The following is a 25,464-nucleotide window of genomic DNA, read 5'->3' on the forward strand; positions in this document are numbered from 1 at the left end:
CGCATGACTGCCGCGCGCGGCTCCCCCACCCGATACACCGAACAGAAGAGCACCTTATGGGCAAGGCAACCGGTTTTCTGGAGTTCGAACGCCGCCACGAGGCGTACGAAGCACCGCTCACGCGCGTGAAGCACTACAAGGAATTCGTCGCGGCACTGACCGACGCGGACGCGAAGGTCCAGGGCGCGCGCTGCATGGATTGCGGCATCCCGTTCTGCAATAACGGCTGCCCGGTCAACAACATCATTCCGGACTTCAACGATCTCGTTTACCGCCAGGACTGGCAGCAGGCGATCGAAGTCCTGCACTCGACCAACAACTTCCCGGAATTCACGGGCCGCATCTGCCCGGCGCCGTGCGAAGCCGCGTGCACGCTCGGGATCAACGACGATCCGGTCGGCATCAAGTCGATCGAGCACGCGATCATCGACAAGGCCTGGGCGGAAGGCTGGGTGAAGCCGCTGCCGGCCGAGCACAAGACGGGCAAGAAGGTCGCGGTCGTCGGTTCGGGCCCCGCGGGCCTCGCCGCCGCGCAGCAGCTCGCGCGCGCGGGCCACGACGTGACGGTGTTCGAGAAGAACGACCGCGTCGGCGGCCTGCTGCGCTACGGGATTCCCGACTTCAAGCTCGAGAAGTGGCTGATCGACCGCCGCATGCGCCAGATGGAAGCGGAAGGCGTGACGTTCCGCACCAGCGTGTTCATCGGCAAGGATCCGCTGCCCGAGTCGATCGGCAGCCTCGCGAAGGAAACCATCTCGCCGGAAACCCTGAAGGAAGAGTTCGACGCGGTCGTGATCGCGGGCGGGTCGGAAACGCCGCGCGACCTGCCGGTGCCGGGCCGCGAACTCGCGGGTGTGCATTACGCGATGGACTTCCTGCCGCAGCAGAACCGCGTGAACGCGGGCGACAAGCTCGTCGACCAGCTGCTCGCGAAGGGCAAGCACGTGATCGTGATCGGTGGTGGCGACACGGGTTCGGACTGCGTCGGCACGTCGAACCGCCACGGCGCGAAGCAGGTCACGCAGTTCGAGCTGCTGCCGCAGCCGCCGGAAGAGGAAAACAAGCCGCTCGTGTGGCCGTACTGGCCGATCAAGCTGCGTACGTCGTCGTCGCACGAGGAAGGTTGCGAGCGCGACTGGGCGGTCGCGACGAAGCGTCTCGAAGGCAAGAACGGCAAGGTCGAGAAGCTGATCGCGGTGCGCGTCGAGTGGAAGGACGGCAAGATGCAGGAAGTGCCGGGTTCCGAGTTCGAAATGAAGGCCGACCTCGTGCTGCTCGCGATGGGCTTCACGCAGCCGGCAGCCCCCGTGCTCGAGGCATTCGGCGTCGCGAAGGATGCGCGAGGCAATGCGCGTGCGGCGACCGAAGGTGATCGTTCGTACTACACGTCGGTCGACAAGGTGTTCGCGGCGGGCGACATGCGCCGCGGCCAGTCGCTCGTGGTGTGGGCGATCCGCGAAGGCCGCCAGTGCGCACGCTCGGTCGATGCGTACCTGATGGGGCATTCGAACCTGCCGCGATAAGCTGAATCTCGCGAGCGGGTTTTGACGAAAGGCGGGCGTCCGGAAGGGCGCCCGTTTTTTTATGCGTGCGCCGGATGGCCGTTGCCGCTTAACATGCGCGAATCAGGGTTCGGGCGTTGGCCGGGCGACGGTCGAAGCCTGTTTCAGCCACGAACGTATCGCGCAGTCCATGTCTCGAGAAACCGCCCCGGAAATCACCCGACCGTGCTTGACGGACGACGGCCAGCGCGTCCGGCTGGACGAGGTCGTCGCGCTGCTGCTTTCGTTCGGCCGCGGTCTTCACGTCGAGGATCACGCATTCGTCGGACGGCAGCGGCCGATCGAAATCGAGCAACACATTGCCGACGCGATCCACGCCCGGGTGGCGCTCGAGGGCTTCGCCCAGTTCACCCCGAGCGACGACGTGCGGGGCACCCTTCCGCTCGCGGCGATGCGCGACATGGTGACGAGCCTCGTGCAGGCCGGCATTCCGCCGGTGTTCGCGTTCGTGTGCGACGAATTCTGGCTCACGTACTGGCGGTTGCACCGGATCGTCCAGGCGGCGCTGGGTGCCGACACCTACCAGTTGATGCCGGATTTCTGGGTATGGCACGTCCGCGCGAACGCGGGGCAGGCCGGCTGGAGCATGCATCGCGATGCGGGGGCGAGATCGCTGCTGCCGGACGGGCGCGCCGGCGCGCTGTCGCTGTGGATCCCGCTGACGCCCGTCGATTCGTCCACCGGTTGCGTGATGCTGCTGCCGAAGCATCGCGATCCCGACTATGGAACGGATCGCGTGTCGCAGGCCGAATTCGACGTGCGGGACATCCGCGCGCTTCCCGGGCTCGCCGGCGACCTGATGATGTGGAGCCAGGCCGTGCTGCACTGGGGCAGCCGCGGCAGCCCGCTGTCGGACCTGCCGCGGATCAGCATGTCGATGGGCGTGCAGGTCGACAGCCTGGGCCCGCTGAATCCGCCGCTGCTGAAATCCGACGTGTTGCCGGATGCCGGATGCCGGATTGCGGCTCGAACTGATCGCCAAGCAGATCCTGCAGTACGAGCGATTCGCGTCGATCGAACCTGCCTGGGCGCATTTTGCGCGCGTCTTGCTCGCCAGCGGATTGTCCGGGCTGGTCTTTGATGTTCCGGCCGAATGGCGGCCTCGCTGACGCAACGAAGCGTGCCCGCGTCGTTCGGACAGGAGACCGCGAATAACCCGCTGATATCTTTCATTTTGTAATGTTCCTTGCGAACTGTCATATCATGTCGCCCCTCGGGCCGCATTCGCGGTGGCTGCATGTGACTGACCCTATTTACAAGGACTCTGGATGGAAGCACTCGTGCAAGGGCTGATCGACGCCGTCAACGGCGTGTTGTGGAACTACGTGCTGATCGCGCTGCTGCTCGGCGTGGGCCTGTGGTTCACGCTGCGGTTCCGGATGATCCAGTTGAAGGCGCTGTTGCTCAGCGTGAAGCTGGTCGGCAGCAAGGGCGAGCCGGGCAGCATCTCGTCGTTCCAGGCGTTCGCGACCGGGCTCGCGAGCCGCGTCGGCACCGGCAACATCGCCGGCGTCGCGGTCGCGCTGACCGTCGGCGGGCCGGGCGCGATCTTCTGGATGTGGATGACGGCGCTGGTCGGGATGTCGTCCGCGTTCGTCGAGGCGACGCTCGCGCAGATCTTCAAGGTGTCGCATCCGGACGGCAGCTATCGCGGCGGCCCCGCGTACTACATCCAGACGGGCCTGCGCTCGCGCGGCTTCGGCGTGCTGTTCTCGCTGTCGCTGATCCTTGCGTTCGGCTTCGTGTTCAATGCGGTGCAGGCCAACGCGATCGCCGATGCGTTCGACACGTCGTTCGGCTGGAGCCGCGCGACGGTCGGTCTAGGGCTCGTGCTGCTGACCGCGCCGATCATCTTCGGCGGGATTCGCCGGATCGCGGCGGTTGCGCAGGTGATCGTGCCGCTGATGGCGATCGGCTACCTCGCGCTGGCGGTCTATGCGGTCGCGACGCATATTGCGCTGGTGCCGGGCGTGATCGCGCTGATCGTGAAGAGCGCGTTCGGTCTCGAACAGGCGGCGGGTGGCCTGACGGGCTATGCGGTCAGCCAGGCGGTCGCGATGGGCGTGAAGCGCGGGCTGTTCTCGAACGAGGCCGGCATGGGCAGCGCGCCGAATGCGGCGGCAACGGCCAGCACGCGGCATCCGGTCGTGCAGGGGCTGATCCAGATGCTCGGCGTGTTCGTCGACACGATCGTGATCTGCAGCGCGACCGCCTTCGTGATCCTGCTGTCGGGCCAGTACGAACTCGGCACCGGCATGGAAGGTGCGGCGCTCACGCAGCGCTCGATCGCGAGCCACGTCGGCGACTGGGGCGGCATCTACATGGCGTTCGCGATCTTCTTCTTCGCGTACTCGTCGGTGATCGGCAACTACGCGTATGCGGAAGGCAACGTCGAGTTCATCACGAAGCGGCGCGGCGTGCTGCCGCTGTTCCGCGTCGCGGTGCTCGCGATGGTGATGTTCGGCAGCGTCGGGCAACTGCCGCTCGTGTGGGCGATGGCCGATACGAGCATGGGGCTGATGGCGATCATCAACCTGATCGCGATCCTCGCGCTCGGCAAGTACGCGCACGCGGCCTGGCGCGACTATCGCCGCCAGCGCGCGGCAGGCGTGGCCGATCCGGTGTTCACGCGCAACACGATTCCGGAGCTCGCGAACGTGCTGCCGACCGACGTGTGGGGCGAGCATGGCCCGCTGCCGCAACGTCCGGCCGCGGCTGATCCGGCGCGCGCGCCGCGCGCGGTGGCGAGCGAGTCATGAACGGCGACCGGCTGCGCGTGTTCGTCGCGCTGATGCCCGATGCGGCATCGCGCGACGCGCTGCACGCGTTGCCGGTTACCCGGGGCGCGCGGCGTCCGCTGCCCGCGCAACTGCATGTGACGCTCGCGTTCGTCGGCGCGATCGAACGGGCGTGTTGCGACGCGCTGGCCGCGTGCCTGCCGGCGCTCGCGGCCGCGCATGCACTGCCGTTGATGCCGGTCGAACGGATCGCGTGGTGGCCGAGCCTGCCGCGCGCGCGGCTGATCGTCGCCGAGCTGGCCGCCGAACCGGCGTGCGCGGCGTTGAATGTCGCGCTGTCGGCGAAGCTGCGCGAACTCGGCGTGCCGGCTGACCGGCGGCAGTTCCGCCCGCACGTGACGCTCGCGCGGCTGCCGCACGATGCGGTCGGGCAGCCGGCGCACGGCGGTGCGGTGAAGCGGCCGGTCGCGCTGCGGTTCGACGCGCTCACGCTGTTCGAAAGCCGGCTGTCGCACGAAGGCGTGTCGCATCGGCCGATCGTGTCGGCGCCGATTGCGCGGGCGGACGGTGAGGCGGGCGGCCAGGCGGCGCAGTGAGCGGCTTGTGAGCCGCGTTGTGATTGCCGGCCGCCATGTGTATCGCGTCAGCGCATCGCGTCGACGATATCGTCGGGCCTACCGGGCCTACCGGGCCTACCGGGCCTACCGGGCCTACCGGGCCTACCGGACGTAGCGCGCGAGCGTCAACCCCGACAGATCGATCTCCGGTTCTCGCCCCGTGACGAGATCCGCCACCACCTTCCCCGAACCCATCGACATCGCCCAGCCCGTCGAGCCGTGGCCGACGTTCAGCCAGAGTCCGTCGATCCCGCTCGCGCCCAGCAGCGGCGGCCCGTCGGGCGTCATCGGCCGGCGGCCGACCCAGAAGCGCGCCGACGCCCGATCGGCCGCGTGCGGGAACCAGTCGTCGAGCACCTTCATCAGCGTATCGAGCGCCTGCTGGCGCAGCGCGGCGTGCCGGTTGCCGAGTTCCGCGGTACCCGCGACGCGCAGCGTCGGGCCGAAACGCGTGATCGCCGTCTTCAGCGATTCGTCCATCAGCGCGGCGTGTGGCGATTTTTCGTCGTCGACGACGGCGAGCGTCGCCGAGTAGCCCTTCACCGGATACAGCGGTACGTCGATGCCATGCGGCCGCAGCAGGCCGGCGCTGTCGACACCGAGCGCGACGACGATCGCATCGGCGGCGAGCCGCACGTCGCGGTGCTGGCCGCCGGGGTTCGATGCGCGCGGATTCGGTCCGCCATCCTCGTCGCCGGTGCCGACGATCCGCACGCCGCGCACCCGGCCGGCTTCAACGTCGAGCGCCCGCACTTCCGTGCGAAAGCGGAACGTCACGCCGCTGGCTTCGCACAGTGCCCGCAGTTCGCGCGTGAAGCGTGCGCAGTCGCCGGCTTCGTCGTCGGGCAGGTAGATGCCGCCGACGGGCGCCTGCCGCGCCCAGCGCAGGCCCGGCTCGATCGCCGTGCAGCCGGCCGCGTCGAGTTCGCGGAACGCGATGCCGGCGTCGCGCAGCACCTTCAACGCGGGCTGCACCATCTCGACGTCGAACGCGCCGCGCAGCAGTTGCAGATAGCCGCGGCTCGCGCCGTAGTCGAACGGATGGCGGTCGCGAAACGCGTGCAGGCACGCGCGGCTGTAATACGCGATGCGTTGCATCCGCTGCTTGTTCACGCGGAACCGCTCGAATTCGCATTCGCGCAGCCAGCGCGCGATCCAGCGCCACTGCGCGGCGTCGAGCGTCGGCCGGAAGATCAGCGGCGAAGCGGGCTTGAACAGGTACTTGAGGATCTTGCCGGGCATCCCGGGCGCGGCCCACGGCGTCACGTAGCCGGGGGCGATCACGCCCGCGTTGCCGAGGCTCGTCGCCTGCGCGACATCGGCTTCGCGTTCGATCACGGTGACGTCGCAGCCTGCTTCGCGCAGGTGCCAGGCCGTGGTGACGCCGATCACGCCGGCGCCGAGAACGATCACATGCATGCGGTTTCCCGAACGAAGAAGTCGCTCACGACGCGACGGCAGGATCGTCGACGAGCGACTTGCCGCGCGTTTCCGGCAGCACGAGCGCGGCGACGATCACGAGCAGGTAGCCGCCGCCGGCCACGAGGCCGATCGCCTTTACGAGCGACATCGACTGCGACAGCGCGCCGACGAGAATCGGGAAGAACGAGCCGAGCCCGCGCCCGAGGTTGTAGCAGAAGCCCTGGCCCGAGCCGCGGATCGCGCCCGGATACAGCTCCGATAGATAAGCGCCGACGCCCGCGAAGATCCCCTGCACGACGATGCCGAGCGGGAAGCCGAGCAGCAGCATCGCGGTGTCGGTGATCGGCAGCATCGTGTACGCCATGCCGAGCGAGAACGAGCCGATCGCGAACAGGATGAACGACGCGCGGCGGCCGAGCCGGTCGGACAGGATCGCGCCGACCACATAGCCGACGAACGAGCCGACGATCAGCACGACGAGATAGCCGCTCGTGTTGAACACCGACAGGTGGCGGACGGTTTTCAGGTAGGTGGGCAGCCACGTCGTGATCGCGTAGTAGCCGCCGAGCATCCCGGTGCACAGCGCGCTGCCGAACAGCGTCGCGCGCAGGTGCGGCGGCGAGAAGATCTCGAGGAAGTGGCCCGACACGCGGCCTTCGTCGCGCGCGCGGCGGGTGGCCGTGTAGATGTCCGGATCGCTGACGTTGCGGCGGATGTACAGGATCCACAGCGCGGGCAGGATGCCGATCCAGAAGCACGCGCGCCATGCGACCTGCTCGGGCAGCAGCGCGAAGAACGCCCAGTAGAGGATCGCGGCCGCGCCCCAGCCGAACGACCAGCTGCTCTGCACGGTGCCGACCGCTTTCCCGCGATGCTCGGGCGAGCGGATCGTCTCGGCCATCATGATCGTCACGACCGACCATTCGCCGCCGAAGCCGAAGCCCTGCAGCGTGCGCGTCGCGAGCAGCTGCCAGAACGAATGGGTGAAGCCGGACAGGCAGGTGAACAGCGCGAACGTCGCGATCGTCCACTGCAGCACGCGTACGCGGCCGTAGCGGTCGGCAAGGATGCCGGCGACCCAGCCGCCGAGCGCCGACGAGATCAGCGAGCTCGTCGCGATCATCCCGGCCTCGCTCTTCGTCATGCCCCAGGTGGCGATCAGCGTCGGAATCAGGAACGAATAGATCATGAAGTCGAACGCATCGACCGCGTAGCCGCCGAAGCCGGCGTACAGCGTCCTGCGCTCGCGCGTCGACAGTTCGTTGAACCACTGGAATGCCTGCATGCTTGCCGCCCCCTCTTTTGTCTCGTCTCGCGCTGCCGTCTGGCGGCTATTTTACGGGCGGGATGCGGGGTGCCAAAAAGGGGAGTGCCGGTGCGTGGCGGCGCGGTGAACGGCGAGGGCGGAGGGTGTTCGTCCGGGGAACGCGTGATGGCCGATCCGATCGCGCCTGGGCGACAGGCATGCCCGGGCAACGGCGACGGTCCACGCGCCGGCACGGCGCGCAGGTACGTGCTTCAGAGCGTCAGGCCACCGTCGACATGCACGACCTGCCCGGTGATCTGCCGCGCGGCGTCCGACAGCAGGAACGCGATCAGCGCGGCCACATCGTCGGGTTCGGCGATCCGGCCGAGCGGTGTCGCCTGTTCGGCCTGCGCCCATGCGGCGGCATTGCCGGCGCTCGGCCCGTGGTCCTTGCGCGTGAAGCCGGGCGCGACCGCGTTGACGGTGATGCCGCGGGCGGCGAATTCGGCGGCGGCGGAGCGCACGAGCGATTCGAGCGCGGCCTTCGCCGCGGCGGTGGCCGCGAACGGCGCGTCGGCGCGGTAGCGGTGCGCGACGAACGAGCTGACCGCGACGATCCGCGGCGCAACCGACGCTTCGAGCAGCGGCCGCGCGCGGCCCGCGAGCGCGGAGAACGCGCCGGGCATCGCCGCGAAGGCCGACGCGAGCGCATCCGCGGAAAGACCGGAAAAGGATTGCCGCGCGGCGAAGCCGGCATTGGCGACGAGATGATCGAGCCCGCCGAAGTGCGTGGCGGTCGCCTCGACGAGCGACGCGGCGACGCCCGGCTCACCGAGATCGCCGGTAAGCGTGACGCACGCCGCGCCGGCCGCCGTGCATGAGCGAGCAACTTCGGTGAGCCGGGCGCGCGCCGCTTCGTCTGCGCCGCGCGCGTGCAGCGCCAGCGCGATACCGGGTGCCGCAAGCCGCCGCGCGAGCGCCGCGCCGATCCCGGAACCCGCGCCGGTGATCAGCGCGATCCGTGCGGTGTGCGCGGCGCGTGCGCTCAAGCCGCGACCTTGTCGCTGTCGTTCACGCGCTCGACGTTGATCGTGCCGACGTGGAACGCGGCCAGCGATTCGCGGTGCGCGATGCTGACGATCGCGGCCTTCGGCAGCCGTTCGGCGAACAGGTGGTACAGGCGCGCTTCGTTGTCGGCGTCGAGCGCGCTGGTCGCTTCGTCGAGGAACAGGAAGTCGGGCTTGTGCAGCAGCACGCGCGCGCCGGCCAGGCGCTGCTGTTCGCCCGGCGACAGCACGCGGGTCCAGTGCGCGGTCTCGTCGAGGCGGTCGACGTAATCCTCGAGGCGGCATGCGCGCAGCGCGTCGCGGCAGGCTTCGTCACTGAACGCGTCGGCCGTCGCCGGATAGGTGAGCGCAGCCTTCAGCGTGCCGATCGGCAAGTAGCTCGTCTGCGGCACGAACATCATCCGCGCGCCGACCGGCGCATCGATCGCGCCGTCGCCGAACGGCCACAGGCCCGCGAGCGCGCGCATGAACGTGCTCTTGCCGGAACCCGACTTGCCGATCACGAGCCAGCGCGAGCCGGGCTCGATCGTGACGCTGCCGATGTTCGCGAGCGCATTGCCGTTCGGCAGCGCGAGCTTGAGCGACGACGTCGACAGTTTCGCGCCGTCGACGTAGTGCAGGTTGATGCCGCCGTGCTCGGTCGCGGGCGACAGGCTTTCCTTCAGGTGCGACGTGCTCATCACGCGCTTGAATTCGCGCAGACGGTTGACGGTGGCGCGCCATTCGACGAGGGTCGAGTAACTGTTGATGAACCACGAGAACGAATCGCTGACGGTGCCGAACGCGGACGAGATCTGCATCAGCACGCCGAACGAGAACGCACCGGCGAAATAGCGCGGCGCGGCGACGACGAGCGGGAAGATGATCGCGATCTGCCCGTAGAAGCTCAGCACGAACGTGAGCCGCTTCGTGTACTTCATCACGCGCCACCAGTTGTCGCGGATGCGCATGAAGAGGTTTTGCGCGTTGCCGGTCTCGGTCTTCTCGCCGTCGTAGAACGCGATCTGCTCGGCGTTCTCGCGCACGCGGATCAGCCCGAAGCGGAAGTCGGCCTCGACGCGCTGCTGCTGGTAGTTGATCGACACGAGCGGATGGCCGACCTTCTGGATGATCAGCGAGCCGACCACCGCGTACAGCGCGGCCGCCCACACCATGTAGCCGGGAATCGCGATCGGCGTCGCGCCGAGCGAAATCGTCAGCGCGCCGGCGAGCGACCACAGGATCGTGATGAACGACACGAGCGTGACGACCGTCGACAGCAGGTCGAGCGACAGCGCGAGCGTGGTCGTCGCGAACGACTGGAGGTCGTCGGTGATCCGCTGGTCGGGGTTGTCGGCGAGGCGGTCACGCTCGATCCGGTAGAACGCGCGATCGCCGAGCCACTGGCCGAGAAAGCGGTCGGTGAGCCACTGGCGCCAGCGGAAGCCGAGCATCTGCCGCAGGTAGCGGCCGTACACGGCGAGGATGATGAAGGCGAACGCGAGCGCGGAGAACTGCATCAGCAGGTTCGGGAAGTCGTGGACGTCCTTCGACTGCAGCGCGTTGTAGAACTCCGCGTTCCACTTGTTCAGCCGGACGTTGATCCAGACCACGCAGAGGTTGATCGCGATGATCGTGACCAGCAGGCCCCACGCGATTTTCCATTCGGACGATACCCAGTAGGGCTTGATGAGGCTCCATGCGGATACCGGGCGCTCGTCCTGCGGCGCGTCGGAGGCGGAGCGGACGGGATCGATCGATTGGGTCATGTGCTTCCTGATGAGTAGCCGGCGCGCGGGCCGGGCGAAGCCGGGCGCGCGCCGCGATACGGCATGCCGGGACGCGGCGCCGACTGACGGCGGGCGTCCGGATGGTCGCCCGCGCGTCTTAAACGGCACTTAAGGCCGGCGGTGACGCGGCAACCGGCCGCTCGCGCGGCCGGCCTGCGGGCATTGTGCCAGAGCGGCGCGGCACGTCGGCGAATTTGCCGCAAGGGGGACAGTTTGCGGCGCTTTCCGCTTTTATGGTCTAATGGCCGACGACGAAACAGGGGTGCTTCGTGGCGCGGCCGGCAGATGTTCCGGGCAGCGCGATGAGGCTGAGAAAGACCCTTCGCACCCGATCCGGGTAATACCGGCGAGGGAAGTTTCTGATCCCGCCGGGTCGCGCTGGCTGCCATCCCACATGGTCAGCGCCCTTGTCCCGCCCGGCCGGCCTTTGCTGCCGGTTTCGTCCTTTTGGGTACGCGCCTTGCGCGTTACGGAAGGAATGATGACCGCACAATCTTCAGTCTTTTGCATGGTTCCCGGCCCGATGCCGCGTGCGTCCGCATGCGGCGGCGCGTGCGCGTCGACGCTCGTCGTGCGTGCTCGCGCGGAGGGCGCGCGATGAACGCCCGGGATTCCCGACCCGATTTCGCGGTGCTCGGCGGCGGCCTCGTCGGCCGCCTGATCGCCTGGCGGCTCGCGGGCGACGGGCATCGCGTCGCGCTTTACGAGCGCGGCGGCCCGGACGGCGAGCAGTCGGCCGCATGGATCGCGGCCGCGATGCTCGCGCCGCTCGCGGAAGCGGCGAGCGCGGAGCTGCTGATCACCGAGCTGGGCGCCGCGTCGCTCGCGCGCTGGCCGCAGTGGCTCGCGGAACTGCCCGAACCCGTCTTCTTCCAGCAGCACGGCACGCTCGTCGTCTGGCACCACGCCGATCGCGCCGAGGCGCCGCTGTTCGAGCGGCGCGTGCGCGCGAACGCGCCGGCCGACCTGTTCGACCGCGGTTTCGTGACGCTCGCCGGCGCGCAGGTCGACGCGGCCGAGCCCGTGCTCGCGGGCCGCTTCGCGCGCGGCCTGCTGTTGCCGAACGAAGGCCAGCTCGACAATCGCCAGGCGCTGCGCGCGCTCGCGGCCGGCCTCGTCGAGCGCGGCGTCGACCTGCACTGGCACGTCACCATCGACGATGCGAACCTGCCCGCCGCGCATTTCACGATCGATTGTCGCGGGCTCGGCGCGAAATCCGCGCTGCCCGCGTTGCGCGGCATCCGTGGCGAAGTCGCGCGCGTGCGTGCGCCCGGCATCGGGCTCACCCGGCCCGTGCGGCTGCTGCATCCGCGCTACCCGCTGTACATCGCGCCGAAGCAGGGCGATCTCTATGTGATCGGCGCGACCGAGGTGGAGGGCGAGGACATGTCGCCCGTCAGCGTGCGCTCCGCGCTCGAACTGCTGAGCGCGGCGTTCTCCGTGCATCCGGCGTTTGGCGAGGCGCGCATCCTCGAACTCAATGCGCAGTGCCGGCCGACGCTGCCCGATCATCGCCCGGCGGTGATCTGGGACGGCGCGTCGACGCTCGCCGTCAACGGCCTGTACCGGCACGGCTTCATGATCGCGCCGGAAGTCGCGCACGCGGCGGTCGCGGTTGCCGAAGCCGCGCTCGGCGGCGCGTTCGGCGATGCCGATGCGTTCGCCGCGTGGCGCGACGCCGAGCGCTGGCCGACGCTCCTTCATCACTGCAACGACGCGCGCCAGCCGGCCTGACGCGCGCTGCCGACCGAATTCGACGAAGCCCCATGGACATCCAGATCAACCAACAGAACCTGACGTTGCCCGACGGCGCAACGGTGGCCGACGCGCTCGCCGCGTACGGCGCGCGTCCGCCGTACGCGGTCGCGCTGAACGGCAACTTCGTCGCGCGCACGCAGCACGCGGCGCGCGCACTCGCGGCGGGCGACAAGCTCGACGTCGTGCACCCGGTCGCGGGCGGCTGAGCGCCGCCGCGTTGTTCACGCTTCGTCCCCGCTCTTTCAGGAAAACGACATGACGTCCCTCACCTCCGCCGACGCGTTGACGCTGTACGGCGAAACCTTCGCAAGCCGCGTGTTGCTCGGCACGTCGCGCTATCCGTCGCTGCAGTCGCTGTCCGATTCGATCGCCGCGTCGCGTCCCGGGATGGTGACGGTCGCGCTGCGCCGCCAGATGACCGGCGGCACGGCCGAAGCCGGCTTCTTCGACCTGCTCAAGCGCCACGCGGTGCCGCTGCTGCCGAACACGGCCGGCTGCCAGACCGTCGCCGAAGCCGTGACGACCGCGCACATGGCGCGCGAGGTCTTCGACACCGACTGGATCAAGCTCGAACTGATCGGCGACGACTACACGCTGCAGCCCGACCCGGTCGGCCTGATCGAAGCGGCCGCGCAACTGGTCAAGGACGGTTTCAAGGTGCTGCCGTACTGCACCGAGGATCTGGTGATCGGCCGGCGCCTGCTCGACGTCGGCTGCGAGGCGCTGATGCCGTGGGGCGCGCCGATCGGCACGGGCAAGGGCGTCGTGAACCCGTACGGCCTGCGCGTGCTGCGCGAGCGGCTGCCGGACGTGCCGCTGATCGTCGACGCGGGGCTCGGCGTGCCGTCGCATGCGTGCCAGGTGATGGAGTGGGGCTTCGACGGCGTGTTGCTGAACACGGCCGTGTCGCAGGCCACGCATCCCGAGATCATGGCGCGCGCGTTTGCGCAGGGCGTCGAGGCCGGCCGTGCCGCCTATCTCGCCGGGCCGATGGATGCGCGCGAGACCGCCCATGCGAGCACGCCGGTCGTCGGGATGCCGTTCTGGCACCAGGACGGAGGCGGCGCATGAGCGCGCGTTTCGCCGATGCATTCTGGCCGCCGGCCGACGAACTGGCCGAAGCGGCCGAACGGATTCGCGCGCGGCTCGGCGACTGGCCGCGCGGGGCGGCGCCGTGGCGGCTCTGCGTCGCGGTGCCCGATGTGCCGGCCGATGGCGACGTGCTGATCGTCTCGGCTGGCGACCGCGCCGCGCAGGCGCGCGTGTCGGCCGCGTCGCGGCCCGCGGCGCCGGGCGCCGTCGCGATCGAATTCGACGAGCAGGGCGCCGTGTTTCACACGGCGGGCGCGCGTTACGCGCTCGACGCCGCGCATCCGCTCGGGGACGACTGGATCGCCGCGCTCGCGGCGTTCCTCGATTGCGGCTTTGCGTCGATCGACGCGCTGGTGCTGGCGCTGGCCTGGCGCGACGGCGATGAAACCCGCGCCGCCGATGCGTGGCCGGTCGACGCCGCGCGGTTTCCGCGGATCGCCGGGCTGCCGGCCGCGCCCGAACCCGCGTTCGCGCCGTGTCCCGCGCAACTCGGCCTGTATCCGGTCGTGCCGGACGCCGAATGGGTCGAGCGTGTGCTCGATTGCGGCGTGCGAACCGTGCAACTGCGTGTGAAAGGCGCGACGCCGGACACCTTGCGGCGGGAAATCGCCCGCGCGGTCGCGGCCGGGCGCCGCTATTCCGATGCGCGCGTGTTCATCAACGATCACTGGCAGATCGCTGCAGAAGAGGGGGCGTACGGCGTTCATCTGGGCCAGGAGGACCTCGAGACGGCCGATCTGGCCGCGATCGCGCGCGCGGGCCTGCGGCTCGGACTTTCGAGCCACGGTTATTACGAAATGTTGCGGGCATTGCACGAGCACCCGAGCTATCTCGCGCTCGGCCCCGTGTACGCGACCGCGACCAAGGCCGTTGTTGCGCCGCCACAGGGCCTCGCGCGGATCACCCGCTATGCGCGCTTCGCGGGCACCCAGGCGCCGCTCGTCGCGATCGGCGGGGTGGGGCTCGACGCGCTGCCGGGCGTGCTGGCAACGGGCGTCGGCAGTGTCGCGGTCGTCAGTGCGGTGACGGGTGCGACCGACTATCGGGCCGCCATTGCTGCATTGCAGCAATGCTTTCCCGGACAATTTGACAATCGTTGACCGCAGGGCCCGGAACGGCTTCACGACATCATTCCAATGCAGGCCCTATAATTCGGCGTTCTGCGTAAAAGGACTGTCAGCTCCGTGAGCCCCACTCCTACCGAGACACTGCTGGAACTTCGCGACGTCGACTTTGGCTACGGCGACCGCCTCGTCCTGTCCAACCTGAACCTGCGCTTCGGGCGTGGGCAGGTGGTTGCGGTCATGGGCGGGTCGGGTTGCGGCAAGACGACCGTGCTGCGCCTGATCGGCGGCCTTGTGCGCGCGCGCCGAGGCCAGGTGCTGTTCGACGGCGCCGATGTCGGCGCGCAAACGCGCGACGGCCTGTACGCGCTGCGCCGCAAGATGGGCATGCTGTTCCAGTTCGGCGCGCTGTTCACCGACATGTCGGTGTTCGAGAACGTCGCGTTCGCGCTGCGCGAGCACACCGACCTGCCCGAAGACCTGATCCGCGACCTCGTGCTGATGAAGCTCAACGCGGTCGGGCTGCGCGGCGCGCGTGACCTGATGCCGTCCGAGGTGTCGGGCGGGATGGCGCGCCGCATCGCACTGGCACGCGCGATCGCGCTCGATCCGCAGCTCATCATGTACGACGAGCCGTTCGCGGGCCTCGATCCGATCTCGCTCGGCATCACCGCGAACCTGATCCGCACGCTGAACCAGGCGCTGGGCGCCACGTCGATCCTCGTCACGCACGACGTGCCGGAATCGTTCGCGATCGCCGACTACGTGTATTTCCTGGCCAACGGCGGCGTGCTCGCGCAGGGCACCCCCGACGAGCTGCGCGCGTCGACCGATCCGAGCGTGCGGCAGTTCATCGACGGCGCGCCGGACGGCCCGTTCAAATTTCATTACACGAGCCCGCCGCTCGCAGCGGATTTCGGCCTCGGCGGAGGGCGCGCATGATCAGCGCGATCGGACGTTACGTCATCGGCGGTCTCGAACGCGCGGGCTACGGCACGCGGCTGTTCGTGCGCCTCGTGCTGGAATTCTTCCCGCTGCTGCGCCGGCCGCGGCTGGTCACGAAGCAGATCCACTTCCTCGGCAACTATTCGTTCGTGATCATTGCCGTGTCGGGGCTGTTCGTCGGCTTCGTGCTCGGCCTGCAGGGCTATTACACGCTGAACCGCTACGGTTCCGAGCAGGCGCTCGGTCTGCTGGTCGCGCTGTCGCTCGTGCGTGAGCTCGGGCCGGTCGTCACCGCGCTGCTGTTCGCGGGACGTGCGGGCACGTCGCTCACGGCCGAGATCGGTCTGATGAAAGCCGGCGAACAGCTCACCGCGCTCGAGATGATGGCGGTGGACCCGATCAAGAACGTGATCGCGCCGCGCATGTGGGCGGGCATCATCGCGATGCCGCTGCTGGCGGCGATCTTCAACGCGGTCGGCGTGCTCGGCGGTTACTTCGTCGGCGTCGTGCTGATCGGCGTCGATCCGGGCGCGTTCTGGTCGCAGATGCAGGGCGGCGTGCAGGTCTGGGCCGACGTCGGCAACGGCGTGATCAAGAGCATCGTGTTCGGGTTCGCCGTGACCTTCATTGCGCTTTATCAAGGGTATGAAGCGAAGCCCACGCCCGAAGGCGTGTCGCGCGCGACCACCAAGACGGTCGTGTTCGCGTCGCTCGCCGTACTCGGCCTCGATTTCCTGCTGACCGCGCTGATGTTCAGCTAAGCCTCAGCCAAGCCAAATTTTGGGATGACGATGAAAAAGACTGCTCTCGACTTCTGGGTCGGCCTGTTCGTGGTGGTGGGCTTCCTTGCGGTGCTGTTCCTGGCGCTCAAGGTCGGCAACATGAGCTCGCTGTCGTTTCAGCCGACCTATTCGGTGAGGATGAAATTCGACAATATCGGCGGGCTGAAGCCGCGCGCGGCCGTGAAGAGCGCGGGCGTCGTGGTCGGCCGCGTGAAGTCGATCGGCTTCGACACGAATACGTACCAGGCGCTTGTCACGATCGATGTCGACGGCCAGTATCAGTTCCCGAAGGATTCGTCGGCGAAGATCCTGACGTCGGGCCTGCTCGGCGAGCAATATATCGGCCTGGATCCGGGCGGTGACACCGAAATGCTGAAGTCGGGCGATACGATCACGATGACGCAATCGGCGATCGTGCTCGAGAACCTGATCGGCCAGTTCCTGTACAGCAAGGCCGCCGATGCGGGCGGGGCGAAGCCGGCAGCCGGTGCCTCGGCCGCCGCGCCCGCACCGGTGGCGGTGCCGGCGCCGGCGGTGTCCGGTTCGGCCGGCCAATAACCACACGAGAGAAAACAAGAGGGAATGACCATGCAGACGATCCGCATCAGGCAGGCCGCGCTGGCGGTAGCGGCAGTCGCCGCGTTGAGCGGCTGCGCGACCGTGCAGACGCCGACCAAGGGCGATCCGCTCGAAGGCTTCAACCGGTCGATGTACAAGTTCAACGACACGGTCGACACGTATGCGCTGAAGCCGGTCGCGAAGGGCTACCAGTACGTGGTGCCGCAGCCGGTGCGCGACAGCGTGACAAACTTCTTCTCGAACATCGGCGACGTCTACATCGCGGCGAACAACATCGTGCAGCTGCGCATTGCCGACGGCGTCGGCGACATCATGCGCGTCGTGATCAACACGGTGTTCGGCGTCGGCGGCCTGTTCGACGTCGCGACGATCGCGAAGCTGCCGAAGCACACGGCCGACTTCGGGATCACGATGGGCCGCTACGGCATGCCGTCGGGCCCGTACCTCGTGCTGCCGCTGCTCGGCCCGAGCACGCTGCGCGACACGGCGGGCCTGGGCGTCGACTACGTCGGCAACCCGCTCACGTACGTGAAACCGGATGGCCTGAGCTGGGGCCTGTTCGGCGTCAATCTCGTCAACACGCGTTCGAACCTGCTCGGCGCGGGCGACGTGCTGGATGCCGCGGCGCTCGACAAGTATTCGTTCGTCCGTAACGCGTACCTGCAACGCCGCCAGATGCTGATCAGCAACGCGCGCGGCGAGGCGGCCGCGACGTCGAGCAACGATGCGCTGCCGAAGTACGACCTGCCGGAAGACGGCGCGGCACCGGCGGCAGCCGGCGCGGCCGGTGCGGCGGGCGCAGCGGCGGTGGGCGGTGCAACGGCGCCGGCGGGCGCATCGGGCGCGGCGGTGGCCGCGCCGGCTTCGGGCACGGCCGAATCGCCGAACCCGGCCAGCGAGACGAACGTGCCGGCGATGCAGGTGGCGCCGCCGTCGCCGGGCGGGTTCCGGTTCCCGAGCATCCGGCTGCACTGACGGATTTACATTCGTTACAGCCGGAAACGATTCAGTCGGTAGCGTATGCGAACTTGCGCGTAAGCTACCTGCTCCAACCTTCGCATCGACTCATTCATGCAGGCCACTATGATGAAAAAACTGTTCCTGATCCCCGTTTTCGCGGCGCTGTTCTCGTTCGGTAGCGCAGCCCACGCGCAAGTCGACCAGTCGAACCCGCAGGCGCTGATCAAGACGGCGACGCAGCAGGTGCTCGACGAAGTCAAGCAGCAGACGATCAAGCAGGGCGACACCAACCGCATCATCACGATCGTCAACAAGGACATCCTGCCGTACACCGATTTCCGCCGCACCACGCAGCTCGCGATGGGCCGCAACTGGCGCACCGCGACGGCCGAGCAGCAGCAGCAGGTTCAGGAGCAGTTCAAGCTGCTGCTGATCCGCACGTACTCGGGTGCGCTGGCGCAGCTGAAGCCGGACCAGCAGATCCAGTACCCGCCGTTCCGTGCCGATCCGGCCGATACCGATGTCGTGGTCAAGACGGTCGCGATGAACAACGGCCAGCCGGTCCAGATCGATTACCGCCTGTACAAGACGGCGAACGGCTGGAAGGTGTATGACCTGAACGTGCTCGGCGCGTGGCTGATCCAGACGTACCAGCAGCAGTTCAACGAGAAGATCCAGCAAAGCGGCGTGGAAGGCCTGATCCAGTTCCTCACGCAGCGCAACCAGCAACTTGCCGCCGGCAAGCAAGCGTCGTGAGCGGCTTCGAAGCCGGCTCCTCGTTGACCGTCGCGAGCGCGAAGTCTGCGCTCGCGGACGGTCTTGCGCGCATCGGCGCGGGCGCGACCGCCGTCGATTGCGCGGCGCTGACGCAGTTCGATTCGTCCGCGCTCGCCGTGCTGCTCGCATGGCAACGTGCCGCCAAAGCGCGCGGCGCGACCCTCGACATCCACAATCTCCCCCCGAAGCTCGCCAGCCTCGCGCGCGCGTACGGCGTCGACGCGCTCATCGACGGCACCGGGCGACATTGACCCTGTCCGACCGGAGCCTGCCGCGCCGCCCGGCGCGCGCAAGCTTCAGGCCGCGTGCCTCCGGCACCGGCTCCCCCAGCCGGTTTGCCCTATAATCAAGCGTTTTGCGGGGCAGCCAATCGGCGTCCGGCCCCCATTTTCATACGCAGCAAGCACAGAATAGGCGTCGCGGCCCTGGCGTCGCGCACAGTCATGTCAGCCATAGAAATCCGTCACGTCAAGAAGCGCTACAAGTCGCTTCAGGCGCTCAAGGGCGTCAGCCTGTCGGTCGAGGAAGGCGAGTTTTTCGGTCTGCTCGGCCCCAACGGCGCAGGCAAAACCACGCTCATCAGTATCCTCGCCGGGCTCGCCCGGGCCGACGAAGGCAGTATCTCGGTGCGTGGTCACGACGTCGTCAAGGACTTCCGTGGCGCGCGCCGCGCACTCGGCGTCGTGCCGCAGGAACTCGTGTTCGATCCGTTCTTCACCGTCCGCGAGACGCTGCGGATCCAGTCCGGCTATTTCGGGCTACGCCGCAACGACGACTGGATCGACGAAGTGATGGCCAATCTCGACCTCACCGAGAAGGCCGACGCGAACATGCGCGCGCTGTCGGGTGGCATGAAGCGCCGCGTGCTGGTCGCGCAGGCGCTCGTGCACCGGCCGCCGGTGATCGTGCTCGACGAACCGACCGCCGGCGTCGACGTCGAACTGCGCCAGACGTTGTGGAAATTCATCTCGCGGCTGAATCGCGAGGGCCACACGATCGTGCTGACCACCCATTACCTCGAGGAAGCCGAGTCGCTGTGCGACCGCATCGCGATGCTGCGCCGTGGCGAAGTGGTTGCGCTCGACCGCACCGACGCGCTGCTGCGCCGCTTCGCGGGGCTGCAGCTGTACCTGCGCCTCGCGACCGGCGCATTGCCGTCCGAGCTGCGCGGGCTGGAGTCCGATCCGGCCGCCCGCGCGCCGGGCGAGCATCTGCTGCGCCTGACGAGCTACGACGATGTCGAGCGTATCCTCGCGCAATGCCGCGCGGCGGGCTGCACGTTCGACGAGATCGAGGTCCGCAAGGCCGACCTCGAAGATGTGTTCGTCCAGGTGATGAACGGAGCAGACGTCATCGAGGGATTGGCATGAATCAACAACCCCCACGCGAACTGCGTTCGCTGCCCCCCGAGGGGGCGCCCGCCACTCTTGGGGCGGCCCGGCGAGTGTCGGGAAGCGGTTTTCAAACGCTGTTCTACAAGGAACTGCTGCGTTTCTGGAAGGTGTCGTTCCAGACGGTGTGCGCACCGATCGTCACGGCGCTGCTGTATCTGACGATCTTCGGCCACGCGCTGTCGGGCCGCGTCGAGGTGTATCCGGGCGTCGAGTACGTGAGCTTTCTCGTGCCGGGCCTCGTGATGATGAGCGTGCTGCAGAACGCGTTCGCGAACAGCTCGTCGTCGCTGATCCAGTCGAAGATCACCGGCAACCTCGTGTTCATGCTGCTGCCGCCGCTGTCGTACCGCGACATCTTCGGCGCGTACGTGCTCGCGTCCGTGGTGCGCGGCCTCGCGGTCGGCGCCGGCGTGTTCGTCGTGACGATCTGGTTTATCCCGATGCATTTCGCGGCGCCGCTGTTCATCATTGCGTTCGCGTTGCTCGGCTCGGCGATCCTCGGCACGCTCGGCCTGATCGCCGGGATCTGGGCCGAGAAGTTCGACCAGCTCGCCGCGTTCCAGAACTTCCTGATCATGCCGCTGACGTTCCTGTCCGGCGTGTTCTATTCGACGCACTCGCTGCCGCCCGTGTGGCGCGAGATCTCGCGTCTCAACCCGTTTTTCTACATGATCGACGGCTTCCGTTTCGGGTTCTTCGGCGCGTCCGATATCAACCCGTTCACGAGCCTCGCGATCGTCACCGGTTTCTTCGTGCTGCTCGCGCTGATCGCGATGCGGCTGCTCGCGACCGGCTACAAACTGCGTCATTGATATCGACGGCAGCGGCCGCCATCCGGGCGGCGCGCGCCGACAGGAGCCTTACACCATGTTGCCGACTCCCGAACAGGTCAAGCAATACATCGCCGGCGGTCTCGCCTGCACGCATCTGGAAGTCGAAGGCGACGGCCAGCATTTCTTCGCGACGATCGTGTCGGCGGCCTTCGAAGGCAAGCGGCCGATCCAGCGGCACCAGCTCGTCTATGCGGCGCTCGGCGATCGCATGAAACAGGAAATTCACGCGCTCAGCATGAAGACGCTGACGCCCGCCGAATGGCAGAACGCATAAACGGAAATCACTGAGTGCAAGTCACCGTCAACGAGCGCGACGCCGTCCAGAGCGTCGCCACGGCACACCCGGCCGCCAACGGGGAAGCGCATGGCCATGGGATGGACAAGCTCGTGATCGAAGGCGGCCACCGCCTGTCGGGCGAGATCGTCGTGTCGGGCGCGAAGAATGCCGCGCTGCCGATCCTGTGCGCGGGGCTGCTCACCGGTGACCCGGTCGATCTCGACAACGTGCCGAATCTCAAGGACGTGCGGACCACGCTGAAGGTGCTGAACCAGATGGGCGTGAAGAGCGAGACGGACGGCTGCCGCGTGCAGCTCGACGCGTCGCGCGTCGACAACCTCGTCGCGCCGTACGAGCTCGTGAAGACGATGCGTGCGTCGATCCTCGTGCTCGGGCCGCTGCTCGCGCGCTTCGGCGAGGCGAAGGTGTCGCTGCCGGGCGGCTGCGCGATCGGCGCGCGTCCGGTCGACCAGCACATCAAGGGCCTGCAGGCGATGGGCGCCGAGATCAGCATCGAGCACGGCTTCATCGAAGCCCGCGCGAAGCGCCTGAAGGGCGCGCGCATCGTGACCGACATGATCACGGTGACGGGCACGGAAAACCTGCTGATGGCCGCGACGCTCGCCGACGGCGAGACGGTGATCGAAAACGCCGCGCGCGAGCCGGAAGTGAGCGATCTCGCACACTTGCTGGTCGCGATGGGCGCGAAAATCGACGGCATCGGCACCGATCGCCTCGTGATCCAGGGCGTCGAGCGGCTGCACGGCGCGCGCCATTCGGTGATCCCCGACCGCATCGAGGCCGGCACGTTCCTGTGCGCGGTCGCGGCGGCCGGCGGCGACGTGATGCTGACGGGCGTGCGCCCGCACATCCTCGACGCGGTGATCGACAAGCTGCGCGAAGCCGGCGTGTCGATCGAGGAAGGCGACAGCTGGCTGCGCGTGAAGATGGACCGCCGCCCGTCGGCGGTGACGATCCGCACGTCGGAATACCCGGCGTTCCCGACCGACATGCAGGCGCAGTTCATGGCCCTCAATACGGTCGCGACGGGCACCGCGCAAGTCGTCGAAACCATTTTCGAGAACCGTTTCATGCACGTGCAGGAGCTGAACCGGCTCGGCGCGAACATCACGATCGACGGCAACACCGCGCTCGTGACGGGGGTCGAGAAGCTGTCGGGCGCGAACGTGATGGCGACCGACCTGCGCGCGTCGGCGAGCCTCGTGATCGCCGGGCTGCGTGCCGACGGCGAAACGCTGGTCGACCGCATCTATCACCTGGACCGCGGCTACGACCGCATGGAAGCCAAACTGACCGCCGTCGGCGCGAACGTGCGCCGCCTTTCCGGGAGCCAAGCATGACCGCGCCGCTGACCCTTGCCCTGTCGAAGGGCCGGATTTTCGAGGAAACCCTGCCGCTGCTGGCCGCGGCCGGCGTGCAGGTGACCGAGGATCCGGAAACGTCGCGCAAGCTGATCCTGCCGACGACGAACCCCGACCTGCGCGTGATCATCGTGCGCGCGAGCGACGTGCCGACCTATGTCGAATACGGCGCGGCCGACTTCGGCGTGGCCGGCAAGGACGTGCTGGTCGAGCACGGCGGCTCGGGCCTGTACCAGCCGATCGATCTGAACATTGCGCGCTGCCGGATGTCGGTGGCCGTGTCGGCCGGTTTCGACTATGCGAGCGCCGTGCGCCAAGGCGCGCGCCTGCGCGTCGCGACGAAGTACGTCGAAACCGCACGCGAGCACTTTGCCGCGAAGGGCGTGCACGTCGACCTGATCAAGCTGTACGGCTCGATGGAGCTGGCGCCGCTGGTCGGGCTGGCCGACGCGATCGTCGACCTCGTCAGCTCGGGCGGCACGCTGAAGGCGAACAATCTGGTCGAGGTCGAGGAGATCATGGCGATCTCGTCGCGCCTCGTCGTGAACCAGGCTGCGCTGAAGTTGAAGCGCACGGCGCTCAAGCCGATCCTCGACGCGTTCGAACGCGCGTCGCAGAATGGCGGTTGAGCGCATCACCGTAACGGAACTCCCATGTCCATCACCATCCGCAAGCTCGATTCGACGAGCGAAGGCTTCGGCGCCGAGCTGCGCGCGCTGCTCGCATTCGAGGCGAGCGAAGACGCGGCGATCGAGCAATCGGTCGCGCAGATCCTCGCCGACGTGAAGTCGCGCGGCGATGCCGCGGTGCTCGAGTACACGAACCGCTTCGACCGGCTGAGCGCGACGAGCGTCGCCGCGCTGGAGCTGCCGCAGGACGCGCTGCAGACGGCGCTCGACGGCCTCGCGCCGAAGGCGCGCGCGGCGCTGGAAGCCGCTGCCGCGCGGGTGCGTGCGTACCACGAGAAGCAGAAGATCGAGTGCGGCACGCATAGCTGGCAATACACGGAAAGCGACGGCACGGTGCTCGGCCAGAAGATCACGCCGCTCGACCGCGTCGGCCTGTACGTGCCGGGCGGCAAGGCCGCGTATCCGTCGTCGGTGCTGATGAACGCGATTCCCGCGCGCGTCGCGGGCGTCGGCGAGATCGTGATGGTCGTGCCGACGCCGGACGGCGTGAAGAACGACCTCGTGCTCGCCGCGGCGCTGCTCGGCGGCGTCGATCGCGTGTTCACGATCGGCGGTGCGCAGGCGGTCGGCGCGCTCGCATACGGCACGGCGACGGTGCCGGCCGTCGACAAGATCTGCGGCCCCGGCAATGCGTACGTCGCGTCGGCGAAGCGCCGCGTGTTCGGCACGGTCGGCATCGACATGATCGCCGGGCCGTCGGAAATCCTCGTGCTGTGCGACGGCACGACCGACCCGAACTGGGTCGCGATGGACCTGTTCTCGCAGGCCGAGCACGACGAACTCGCGCAATCGATCCTGCTGTGCCCGGACGGTGCGTTCCTCGAGCGCGTCGCAAAGGCGATCGACGAGCTGCTGCCGTCGATGCCGCGCCAGGACGTGATCCGCGCGTCGCTCGAAGGCCGCGGCGCGCTGATCAAGGTGCGCGACATGGCCGAGGCTTGCCGGATCGCGAACGACATCGCGCCCGAGCACCTGGAAATCTCCGCGCTGGAGCCGCAGCAATGGGGCCAGCAGATCCGCCATGCGGGCGCGATCTTCCTCGGCCGCTACACGAGCGAGAGCCTCGGCGACTACTGCGCGGGCCCGAACCACGTGCTGCCGACGTCGCGCACCGCGCGCTTCTCGTCGCCGCTCGGCGTGTACGACTTCATCAAGCGCTCGAGCGTGATCGAAGTCAGCGCGGAAGGTGCGCAGACGCTCGGCGAGATCGCATCCGAGCTCGCGTACGGCGAAGGGCTGCAGGCGCACGCGAAGAGCGCCGAATTCCGGATGAAGAACTGACCGCACGCTGCACGGGGCCGCGGCCGGCGCTGATGTGCCGCCCGGCCTGCCCCCGAAGGTCGGGGCGGGAGACACCAGTGCAGGGCGGCAGCCGCCGCTTTGCCTACCCATTGACGCCGGCGCGACGTACGCCGGCTTGAGACCATGACGACGCCACAAGACATCATCCGCCGCGACGTGCTCGCGATGACGAGCTACCCGGTGCCGGACGCGAGCGGGTTCGTGAAACTCGACGCGATGGAGAACCCGTACCCGCTGCCCGAACCGCTCGCCGCGGCGCTCGGGGAGCGTCTCGCGCAGGTCGCGCTGAACCGCTACCCGGCGCCGCGCCCGGCCGCGCTGCTCGACAAGCTGCGCCATGCGATGGGCGTGCCGGCCGGCTGCGACGTGCTGCTCGGCAACGGTTCGGACGAAATCATCAGCATGATGTCGATGGCCTGTGCGAAGCCGGGCGCGAAGGTGCTCGCGCCGGTGCCGGGCTTCGTGATGTACGAGCTGTCCGCGAAGCTCGCGCAGCTCGAATTCGTCGGCGTGCCGCTGAAGGCCGACCTGACGCTCGACGTCGACGCGATGCTCGCGGCGATTGCCGAGCATCGTCCGGCGCTCGTCTATCTCGCGTACCCGAACAACCCGACCGGCACGCTGTACGACGATGCCGACATCGAACGGATCGTCGCGGCCGCACGGCACAGCCTGGTCGTGATCGACGAGGCGTACCAGCCGTTCGCAGTGCGCTCGTGGCTGCCGCGCGCCGCCGAATTCGACAACGTCGTCGTGATGCGCACGGTGTCGAAGCTCGGCCTCGCGGGCATCCGCCTCGGCTATCTGGTCGGGTCGCCCGCGTGGCTGACCGAATTCGACAAGGTGCGCCCGCCGTACAACATCAACGTGCTGACCCAGGCGACCGCCGATTTCCTGCTCGACCACCTCGACGTGCTCGACGCGCAGGCGGCCGACCTGCGAGCGGAACGCACGCGTCTCGCACAGGAAGTGGCCGCGCTGCCGGGCACGACGGTGTTCCCGAGCGCCGGCAATTTCCTGCTGGTGCGCGTGCCGGACGCGGCCGCCGTGTTCGACGCGCTGCTCACCGAGCGGGTATTGGTCAAAAACGTGAGTAAAATGCATCCGTTGCTGGCTGATTGCGTGCGGCTGACCGTCGGTTCTCCCGACGAAAACGCGCGCCTGCTGGCCGCTTTGAAACTCGCGCTGCCCGGTTGAGCCTCTCGGCGC

25 protein-coding genes and 1 riboswitch are annotated in these 25,464 nt (G+C 68.2%); of the genes, 21 read left to right on the forward strand and 4 right to left on the reverse strand.

Going from position 1 to position 25,464, the window contains the following annotated elements:
* Positions 1-56: 56 nt before the first annotated feature.
* The 4 genes from QZM35_RS32515 (at position 57) to thpR (ending at position 4,896) form a co-directional block, all read left to right on the forward strand.
* Complete coding sequence (locus QZM35_RS32515; protein WP_089424322.1) at positions 57-1,523, forward strand: glutamate synthase subunit beta; 1,467 nt, start codon at positions 57-59, stop codon at positions 1,521-1,523.
* 61 nt (positions 1,524-1,584) lie between these two features.
* Positions 1,585-2,643 carry a phytanoyl-CoA dioxygenase family protein gene (locus tag QZM35_RS32520; protein WP_089430502.1) on the forward strand — a complete coding sequence of 353 codons (1,059 nt, stop codon included), beginning with the start codon at positions 1,585-1,587 and terminating at the stop codon, positions 2,641-2,643.
* Positions 2,644-2,830: 187 nt separating this feature from the next.
* Positions 2,831-4,321, forward strand: coding sequence for a sodium:alanine symporter family protein (locus tag QZM35_RS32525; RefSeq protein ID WP_089424324.1), 1,491 nt, complete (start codon positions 2,831-2,833; stop codon positions 4,319-4,321).
* Complete coding sequence (thpR, locus tag QZM35_RS32530; protein WP_089430503.1) at positions 4,318-4,896, forward strand: RNA 2',3'-cyclic phosphodiesterase; 579 nt, start codon at positions 4,318-4,320, stop codon at positions 4,894-4,896. Before QZM35_RS32525 ends, thpR begins: the two co-directional genes overlap by 4 nt.
* Positions 4,897-5,019: 123 nt before the next feature.
* Here thpR and QZM35_RS32535 read toward each other — a convergent pair whose 3' ends face one another.
* The 4 genes from QZM35_RS32535 to QZM35_RS32550 all read right to left on the reverse strand — a co-directional run bounded on the left by QZM35_RS32535 (position 5,020) and on the right by QZM35_RS32550 (position 10,400).
* A complete protein-coding gene (locus tag QZM35_RS32535; RefSeq protein WP_367620802.1) occupies positions 5,020-6,378 on the reverse strand; it encodes a D-amino acid dehydrogenase in 1,359 nt (452 codons plus the stop codon).
* Positions 6,362-7,624 carry an MFS transporter gene (locus QZM35_RS32540; RefSeq protein ID WP_089430505.1) on the reverse strand — a complete coding sequence of 421 codons (1,263 nt, stop codon included), beginning with the start codon at positions 7,622-7,624 and terminating at the stop codon, positions 6,362-6,364. Before QZM35_RS32540 ends, QZM35_RS32535 begins: the two co-directional genes overlap by 17 nt.
* A 233-nt stretch (positions 7,625-7,857) precedes the next feature.
* Positions 7,858-8,634 carry an SDR family NAD(P)-dependent oxidoreductase gene (locus tag QZM35_RS32545; protein ID WP_089430506.1) on the reverse strand — a complete coding sequence of 259 codons (777 nt, stop codon included), beginning with the start codon at positions 8,632-8,634 and terminating at the stop codon, positions 7,858-7,860.
* Entirely contained in the window at positions 8,631-10,400 is a 1,770-nt protein-coding gene (locus QZM35_RS32550) for an ABC transporter ATP-binding protein/permease (protein WP_089424329.1), read from the reverse strand. The genes QZM35_RS32545 and QZM35_RS32550 overlap by 4 nt, the downstream gene beginning before the upstream one ends.
* A gap of 269 nt (positions 10,401-10,669) precedes the next feature.
* Positions 10,670-10,793, forward strand: a riboswitch (TPP riboswitch).
* Between the two features lie 225 nt (positions 10,794-11,018).
* Between QZM35_RS32550 and QZM35_RS32555 the strand changes: the two genes are divergently transcribed.
* From QZM35_RS32555 to hisC, 17 genes are all read left to right on the forward strand, one after another.
* Complete coding sequence (locus tag QZM35_RS32555) at positions 11,019-12,155, forward strand: FAD-dependent oxidoreductase (protein WP_301777488.1); 1,137 nt, start codon at positions 11,019-11,021, stop codon at positions 12,153-12,155.
* A 32-nt stretch (positions 12,156-12,187) separates the two neighbouring features.
* A complete protein-coding gene (gene thiS / locus QZM35_RS32560; RefSeq protein WP_011350713.1) occupies positions 12,188-12,385 on the forward strand; it encodes a sulfur carrier protein ThiS in 198 nt (65 codons plus the stop codon).
* A 49-nt stretch (positions 12,386-12,434) separates the two neighbouring features.
* Positions 12,435-13,250 (forward strand): thiazole synthase, encoded by an 816-nt coding sequence (locus tag QZM35_RS32565; RefSeq protein WP_039322226.1) that lies wholly within the window; start codon positions 12,435-12,437, stop codon positions 13,248-13,250.
* Positions 13,247-14,371, forward strand: a complete 1,125-nt coding sequence (gene thiE, locus QZM35_RS32570; protein ID WP_089424331.1) for a thiamine phosphate synthase — start codon at positions 13,247-13,249, stop codon at positions 14,369-14,371. Before QZM35_RS32565 ends, thiE begins: the two co-directional genes overlap by 4 nt.
* Positions 14,372-14,455: 84 nt before the next feature.
* A complete protein-coding gene (locus QZM35_RS32575; RefSeq protein ID WP_006477138.1) occupies positions 14,456-15,277 on the forward strand; it encodes an ABC transporter ATP-binding protein in 822 nt (273 codons plus the stop codon).
* Positions 15,274-16,041: a lipid asymmetry maintenance ABC transporter permease subunit MlaE gene (mlaE, locus tag QZM35_RS32580; RefSeq protein ID WP_006486220.1), complete on the forward strand. Its 768-nt coding sequence runs from the start codon at positions 15,274-15,276 to the stop codon at positions 16,039-16,041. The genes QZM35_RS32575 and mlaE overlap by 4 nt, the downstream gene beginning before the upstream one ends.
* 24 nt (positions 16,042-16,065) lie before the next feature.
* On the forward strand, positions 16,066-16,620 hold the full coding sequence (gene mlaD, locus QZM35_RS32585; protein WP_301777489.1) for an outer membrane lipid asymmetry maintenance protein MlaD: 555 nt from the start codon (positions 16,066-16,068) through the stop codon (positions 16,618-16,620).
* Positions 16,621-16,650: 30 nt separating this feature from the next.
* Complete coding sequence (locus QZM35_RS32590; protein WP_046546273.1) at positions 16,651-17,616, forward strand: VacJ family lipoprotein; 966 nt, start codon at positions 16,651-16,653, stop codon at positions 17,614-17,616.
* Positions 17,617-17,727: 111 nt separating this feature from the next.
* A complete protein-coding gene (locus tag QZM35_RS32595) occupies positions 17,728-18,357 on the forward strand; it encodes a phospholipid-binding protein MlaC (protein ID WP_050013177.1) in 630 nt (209 codons plus the stop codon).
* Positions 18,354-18,629, forward strand: coding sequence for a lipid asymmetry maintenance protein MlaB (locus QZM35_RS32600; protein ID WP_089424333.1), 276 nt, complete (start codon positions 18,354-18,356; stop codon positions 18,627-18,629). Before QZM35_RS32595 ends, QZM35_RS32600 begins: the two co-directional genes overlap by 4 nt.
* Positions 18,630-18,821: 192 nt before the next feature.
* Positions 18,822-19,748: an ABC transporter ATP-binding protein gene (locus QZM35_RS32605; protein WP_011350722.1), complete on the forward strand. Its 927-nt coding sequence runs from the start codon at positions 18,822-18,824 to the stop codon at positions 19,746-19,748.
* Complete coding sequence (locus tag QZM35_RS32610) at positions 19,745-20,584, forward strand: ABC transporter permease (protein ID WP_256978078.1); 840 nt, start codon at positions 19,745-19,747, stop codon at positions 20,582-20,584. Before QZM35_RS32605 ends, QZM35_RS32610 begins: the two co-directional genes overlap by 4 nt.
* A 55-nt stretch (positions 20,585-20,639) precedes the next feature.
* On the forward strand, positions 20,640-20,879 hold the full coding sequence (locus QZM35_RS32615) for a BolA family protein (protein ID WP_006477131.1): 240 nt from the start codon (positions 20,640-20,642) through the stop codon (positions 20,877-20,879).
* A gap of 14 nt (positions 20,880-20,893) precedes the next feature.
* The gene (murA, locus tag QZM35_RS32620) at positions 20,894-22,243 is read left to right on the forward strand and encodes a UDP-N-acetylglucosamine 1-carboxyvinyltransferase (protein ID WP_069246963.1); all 1,350 of its coding nucleotides are present in this window, start codon (positions 20,894-20,896) and stop codon (positions 22,241-22,243) included.
* Complete coding sequence (hisG, locus tag QZM35_RS32625; protein WP_011350725.1) at positions 22,240-22,893, forward strand: ATP phosphoribosyltransferase; 654 nt, start codon at positions 22,240-22,242, stop codon at positions 22,891-22,893. The genes murA and hisG overlap by 4 nt, the downstream gene beginning before the upstream one ends.
* Positions 22,894-22,917: 24 nt before the next feature.
* Positions 22,918-24,234 carry a histidinol dehydrogenase gene (gene hisD / locus QZM35_RS32630; protein WP_089424335.1) on the forward strand — a complete coding sequence of 439 codons (1,317 nt, stop codon included), beginning with the start codon at positions 22,918-22,920 and terminating at the stop codon, positions 24,232-24,234.
* Between the two features lie 144 nt (positions 24,235-24,378).
* The gene (gene hisC, locus QZM35_RS32635) at positions 24,379-25,452 is read left to right on the forward strand and encodes a histidinol-phosphate transaminase (protein WP_174975201.1); all 1,074 of its coding nucleotides are present in this window, start codon (positions 24,379-24,381) and stop codon (positions 25,450-25,452) included.
* The last annotated feature ends 12 nt before the right edge of the window (positions 25,453-25,464 follow it).

Origin of the sequence: Burkholderia sp. AU45274, assembly GCF_030482505.1 — a bacterium.
Classification (GTDB): domain Bacteria; phylum Pseudomonadota; class Gammaproteobacteria; order Burkholderiales; family Burkholderiaceae; genus Burkholderia.